This is a genomic window from Methylomonas sp. LWB (assembly GCF_001856095.1).
GTDB classification, from domain to species: Bacteria; Pseudomonadota; Gammaproteobacteria; order Methylococcales; family Methylomonadaceae; genus Methylomonas; species Methylomonas koyamae_A.
Genome location: NZ_MKMC01000051.1, coordinates 1 through 6,464 on the forward strand (window position 1 = coordinate 1; position 6,464 = coordinate 6,464).

Here is a 6,464-nt window from a genome sequence, read left to right on the forward strand (position 1 = left end):
GGCGGCGCCATCGGGATTTTGCTGGCGTTGACCGGCGTGACCGAGAGCTTGCCGGTCTTCTTGCCGTCCGGGAAGGTGACCGAGCCGCGTTTGACTTCCAACGCGAAGCCGGGCACGTCGGGCAGGGTCAGCGTGACGTCTTGGTCGCCGACGGTTTTGGCGTTGACGGTGTCGAGTTTGACCAGGTAGATCGGCGCGGACAGCGGGTTGTCGGCACCGGCGATGGTGACGAGGTTGAAGGCGAGCGTGGGCCATTCGCCTTCGGCGCTGGTGGTGCTGCCGTCGGCGATCAAGCGCACTGCGCCGACCGGGACTTCGCTGATTTTGAATTGACCTTGGGTGTCGCTTTGTGCTTCGCGGGTGGTGCCGTCGACTCGGACGGTGACGTTCGGCAGTGGGTGTTCTTGGTTGTCGAGCACGACGCCGCTGATGCTGGTTTGGCCGGCGTTGCCGGTTTTTAGCGCGGAGGCGGTGAAGCCGGCGTAGAGGCTGGTGCCAACCAGGGTGGCGGTGACTCGGTGGACGTCGAGGCCGTCTTCGCTGCCGAGCGTGAATTCGGCGGTGGCCCGCCCGTCGCTGTCGGTGGTGGCGGTCAGCGTGGTTTGGCCGTTTTGGAAGCGGCCGCTGCCTTGGGTGACTTTGAATTCTATTTGGGCGCCGGGCACGACGTTGGCGCCGTCGTCGACCACGGCGACGACGAAGGGTAGCGGCAGCGCTTGGCCGACCGCGCCGCGTTGGTTGTTGCCGCTGTTGACGGTGACTTTGCCGCCGGCCCCGACTGTGGCGCTGGCATAAAACAGGGCTTCGCCGTCGAAGCCGACCGAGGTGGCGCGGACCCGTTGGTTGCCGCTGCCGGCTCGGCTACCGAGTTTGAAGGCGGTGGCGGCGATGCCTTGGGCGTCGGTTTGGACCAGGACGCCTTGGCCTTGGTCGTTGCCGCCGGCGCCGACGATGCCGTCGCCTTCGGTGACCCGGAAGATCACGGGTTTGCCCGCGACCGCTTGGTTGGCGCCGTCCAGCAGTTTGACTTTGAGGGTTTGGGCCAGCACGCTGTTGATCTTGCCGCTTTGGTTTTGGCCGCCGAGCAGTTCGATGTGTTGCGGCGCCAGCGGTTGGTAGCTGACTTGCAGGCTGAGGCTGCTGGTGTTGCCGACGTTGTCGGCGGCGTCGATTTTGAGGGTGTTGGTGCCGACGGCGAGCGGGATGTTTTGGGCCAGATAGCTGCGGTTGGCGATCGTGGCGGCGATGCCGTTGACTTTGACGTTGGCTTGGCCGGCGGCGACGGTGCCGCGTACGATGTCGTTGATCAGGCCGGACACGGCGATGTGGTCGGTGCGCACGGTGTCGCCGTTTTTCGGCGATTCGACGGTCAGGTAGGGCGGGGTCATGTCCAGCGATAGCGAGATGGTGTCGCTGACGTCTTCGCCCTGGGCGTTGACCGCCCGAGCGGTGATGGTGTTGTGGCCTTCTTCCAGTGCGACGTCGGCTTGAAAGCTGCCGTTGCCGTGGGTGACCGGCGCGCCGTTCAGGGTGACTTGGGCACTGGGGTCGTTGACGGTGCCTTTGACGGTTTGCGGGGTGTGGCCGACGGTCAAGAGCGTGGCCGGGCTGGTGATTTTGACGGCCAGCGCTGGGCTTTGCACTTGGCGTTCCAGCCGGGTCGTGAAGCTGAAGGTATTGGGGCCGCCGCCGGTGACGATGACCGAGACCAGACCGCTGCCGCCGGGCGTGATGTCGTTGCCGAGATAGCCGGTCAGGTCGTAGTAGGCTTCGCCGGCTGCGGTGGTGCCGCTGGCGTTGCCGATAGCCACTTTCGCCGCCGGACTCAGGCCGACGATGACCAGCCGGAACGGGCCTTTCAGGCTTTGGCCGCTGACGTTGTTCAGCGTCACCGCCACCGTCGCGTCCGCCGCACGTCGGTTGCGCACCGGGTTGGCTACCTTCACCGTCACTTGGCTGGTCGAGACTGGTTCCCAGTTCGTCGCCGCTTCCGCCGGCGGGGTGATCCAGCTAATTAAGACTACTGACAGAACCATTATAAAGTTAACCAATACGGAACCGCGAACTTGGCCAACTAACTTTCTCGATATCGTATTACTCAATACGTGCCAAAAAACCGACATCAGTACCCCCGAAAAATTCTAATCACTTGTCATTCCTCGCAACCTGCCTAAATAACTTCAAGCTAAATTAATGTCGCGGAAAGCATTATCAAATCCTGCGCTTTAAATCTAATTTTTTCGCTAAATTTTAGGACCTTGAAACCTTAAGAAGCCTCTGATTAATTCGTCATGTCGAATTTCAACTTCAATCAATACCTTGCACACCTGGTTTTCTTGAAAAACTGCATTAGTCATAGACTCCTTAAGAGCCGGAAATACTGTTTCAATTAACCTTTTGATTGGTAGAACATACTTCTGAAACCGGCACTCTATCAATCTGTAATCCCATCCAACTGTACCAACCGTCTTGCCGGCGGGCATCTTCCAGTTTTGAAAAATTGCTGATTAAGAAAACGCTTTGTCCAATCGATTCAGGCCGAACATCAACCAGTGATCCGTTAGTCATCATTTGCTTCGTCCAAGTCATCAACTCCTTTCCCTCTGCATTCAGTAATCTGAATTCAGCGGTGTCGGAAATTTTACCGTTTGGCTTTGTTCGCCTTGCGAACAGGTAATTATCATGACAAATTCCAGATATCTGCAAATGACTCCCGGCTTCGATTTCATCGAAGTCGAAATGCCAAATCAATTTGGCCTTCTCTCCAACACGATACAAGTACAAACTTGGCGGACTAGGGTTTCGCTTACGACTGACTATTTGTAGCGAGGGCTGAACATGCGTCGTCGATATAAACGACGCATGCTGCGCTAATCTCGGATCGACATCCAATCCTTCCACTTTTACGCTGTCCGCCGCAAACTTGTTATTAACTCTAAAAAGAAAGCTGGCTGTTTCATCCAAATTCTTTTTCGCCTTAGCTGCGATGTAAATCGTATCATTAGCCTCCGCAACATCCTCTATTCCGACGATCGGCAATTGGAGGTAGGCAAAATCCACGGACAATTGCTCATCGGAGTCATAGGCCTGGAAAACCAATTTTGACGTTTTTTCCGCATCAACCAAGGCAATATAACCGGTAGAAATGTGAAAAAGTTGCTTGACTGAATTACCGGCCTTAACACCGAACGGCTTCAAACTTACCGATTCAAGTTTTTGTTGCTTTGGACTGTATTTAAATATCTTGAGATCTTTTCCGTTCAGCAAAGGTATCAGATATCCGTCATCTCTCTTGACGATCTTGCCAACGACGGTTTTATCGGCCGCTCTCGCTTCCCATAAACTAATCGATTTACCGGTGCGGCTATCATAGATTAAATATTCGACGCTTTCGGCCTGGCCTGGAAGCGCTTTTGCCTTGCGGTGATCCAGATATTTTTTATACAGGATCGCAGGGGAATCCGCGTCCTCCGGAATCATTCGAATAAACTGTTGATCGATATTTGCCTGATACCTAGCAAATAATGACTCGAAGACTTTGACGTCTGCCGCCGCGAGTTCGACTCGCAGCATCACCGCCAGCACTAAAAAGATTCTCCAGCTAATCGTTTTCATGGCGCTTAGCAACACTCGCAATACTGAGTTTGCCGTTCTTCAAAAGCCGAGCTACCGAAATTGGCAACCCCGTCTTGATAGACCGGACCGATACCACGACAACTCGCGTATTCCTCATCGTATTCCAGACATTGCGACGCCGTTGCATAAGGACAAGGGAAGGGGTAACCGGTATCGCAACTCGCGGTAATTCCGGCGCCCAAGGCGGCATCGCAAGTAGCTTGGCTGGAGCCGCAGGTTTGATAACAAATGTCGTGCAAATTGCACGGCAAGGTCTGGGTCGCGGCAGTCGCATTGGAAATCGTGCCCAACACGGTACCCCAGATCGGATTAGTCACGTACATGTCGTAATTCGTGGCGAACGGCAGGTTGTCCCAACTCTCCAAGTCGTCGGGCGAATTGGAGCAACCGTCGATTTCATGATTTCGTGTGGTGTTCTGCGTTTTTTGAGGGCACTTCGCCAAGCTTGCAAAATCGGCCGGCGTTTTCGGCACCGATTCACCTTGATAGCAACAGCGCGTTGTCGATTCCGGAAACTGACCATCCGGTTTGTTACCGATCGAGCCGTCGGATTGACATTGTTTACATTCCTCGGACGGCTTGTCGCTGGTATCCACGGTTGGAGACGGGCAAGCGGGCTTTTTACAATCGCCGGCAACATCAGGCGGAATGTCGCTTGGGTCGGCTTCCGAGGACTTGCAATCCTTGGGTTTCAAGCAATCGCCAGCCACGTTCGGCACCTTAGGTAAATCGACGATGACACAATTGCCCTCGCATTTTTGACATTCCCCCGGACTGGCCGCACACCCACTTCCTCCCGGCTGAGACCCGCAATGCCAGCCCGCCTTAATTACTCCCACGCCGTCATTGGATTTAATGATGCTGCCGTCGGTGCTGACCGTGCCGAGGCCGATCGCTACGAATTCTTCCAGGTCGTGGTCGTAGGAGTACATTTCCACTTGCGCGCCGGGTTTGTGGCCGTCGACGTTGGGTAAGGTCAGCCGGGCCGGCGGGTCGAATTTGGCCCCGACCGGTTGGATCGTGATGATGAATTGCGGTTGCATGCCGTTCGGCGGCGCCATCGGGATTTTGCTGGCGTTGACCGGCGTGACCGAGAGCTTGCCGGTCTTCTTGCCGTCCGGGAAGGTGACCGAGCCGCGTTTGACTTCCAACGCGAAGCCGGGCACGTCGGGCAGGGTCAGCGTGACGTCTTGGTCGCCGACGGTTTTGGCGTTGACGGTGTCGAGTTTGACCAGGTAGATCGGCGCGGACAGCGGGTTGTCGGCACCGGCGATGGTGACGAGGTTGAAGGCGAGCGTGGGCCATTCGCCTTCGGCGCTGGTGGTGCTGCCGTCGGCGATCAAGCGCACTGCGCCGACCGGGACTTCGCTGATTTTGAATTGACCTTGGGTGTCGCTTTGTGCTTCGCGGGTGGTGCCGTCGACTCGGACGGTGACGTTCGGCAGTGGGTGTTCTTGGTTGTCGAGCACGACGCCGCTGATGCTGGTTTGGCCGGCGTTGCCGGTTTTTAGCGCGGAGGCGGTGAAGCCGGCGTAGAGGCTGGTGCCAACCAGGGTGGCGGTGACTCGGTGGACGTCGAGGCCGTCTTCGCTGCCGAGCGTGAATTCGGCGGTGGCCCGCCCGTCGCTGTCGGTGGTGGCGGTCAGCGTGGTTTGGCCGTTTTGGAAGCGGCCGCTGCCTTGGGTGACTTTGAATTCTATTTGGGCGCCGGGCACGACGTTGGCGCCGTCGTCGACCACGGCGACGACGAAGGGTAGCGGCAGCGCTTGGCCGACCGCGCCGCGTTGGTTGTTGCCGCTGTTGACGGTGACTTTGCCGCCGGCCCCGACTGTGGCGCTGGCATAAAACAGGGCTTCGCCGTCGAAGCCGACCGAGGTGGCGCGGACCCGTTGGTTGCCGCTGCCGGCTCGGCTACCGAGTTTGAAGGCGGTGGCGGCGATGCCTTGGGCGTCGGTTTGGACCAGGACGCCTTGGCCTTGGTCGTTGCCGCCGGCGCCGACGATGCCGTCGCCTTCGGTGACCCGGAAGATCACGGGTTTGCCCGCGACCGCTTGGTTGGCGCCGTCCAGCAGTTTGACTTTGAGGGTTTGGGCCAGCACGCTGTTGATCTTGCCGCTTTGGTTTTGGCCGCCGAGCAGTTCGATGTGTTGCGGCGCCAGCGGTTGGTAGCTGACTTGCAGGCTGAGGCTGCTGGTGTTGCCGACGTTGTCGGCGGCGTCGATTTTGAGGGTGTTGGTGCCGACGGCGAGCGGGATGTTTTGGGCCAGATAGCTGCGGTTGGCGATCGTGGCGGCGATGCCGTTGACTTTGACGTTGGCTTGGCCGGCGGCGACGGTGCCGCGTACGATGTCGTTGATCAGGCCGGACACGGCGATGTGGTCGGTGCGCACGGTGTCGCCGTTTTTCGGCGATTCGACGGTCAGGTAGGGCGGGGTCATGTCCAGCGATAGCGAGATGGTGTCGCTGACGTCTTCGCCCTGGGCGTTGACCGCCCGAGCGGTGATGGTGTTGTGGCCTTCTTCCAGTGCGACGTCGGCTTGAAAGCTGCCGTTGCCGTGGGTGACCGGCGCGCCGTTCAGGGTGACTTGGGCACTGGGGTCGTTGACGGTGCCTTTGACGGTTTGCGGGGTGTGGCCGACGGTCAAGAGCGTGGCCGGGCTGGTGATTTTGACGGCCAGCGCTGGGCTTTGCACTTGGCGTTCCAGCCGGGTCGTGAAGCTGAAGGTATTGGGGCCGCCGCCGGTGACGATGACCGAGACCAGACCGCTGCCGCCGGGCGTGATGTCGTTGCCGAGATAGCCGGTCAGGTCGTAGTAGGCTTCGCCGGC

The 6,464-nt window shown here is 58.4% G+C and carries 3 protein-coding genes; all 3 read right to left on the reverse strand.

The features are described 5' to 3' along the window. The coding region (locus tag BJL95_RS18075) for a carboxypeptidase regulatory-like domain-containing protein (protein ID WP_175463752.1) at positions 1–2,036 on the reverse strand (2,036 nt) is incomplete at its 3' end. 349 nt (positions 2,037–2,385) lie between these two features. Continuing rightward, positions 2,386–3,615, reverse strand: coding sequence for a hypothetical protein (locus BJL95_RS18080; RefSeq protein WP_139306319.1), 1,230 nt, complete (start codon positions 3,613–3,615; stop codon positions 2,386–2,388). A gap of 5 nt (positions 3,616–3,620) precedes the next feature. Next, a partial coding sequence (locus BJL95_RS18085; protein WP_175463753.1) for a carboxypeptidase regulatory-like domain-containing protein occupies positions 3,621–6,464 on the reverse strand: 2,844 nt, incomplete at its 5' end.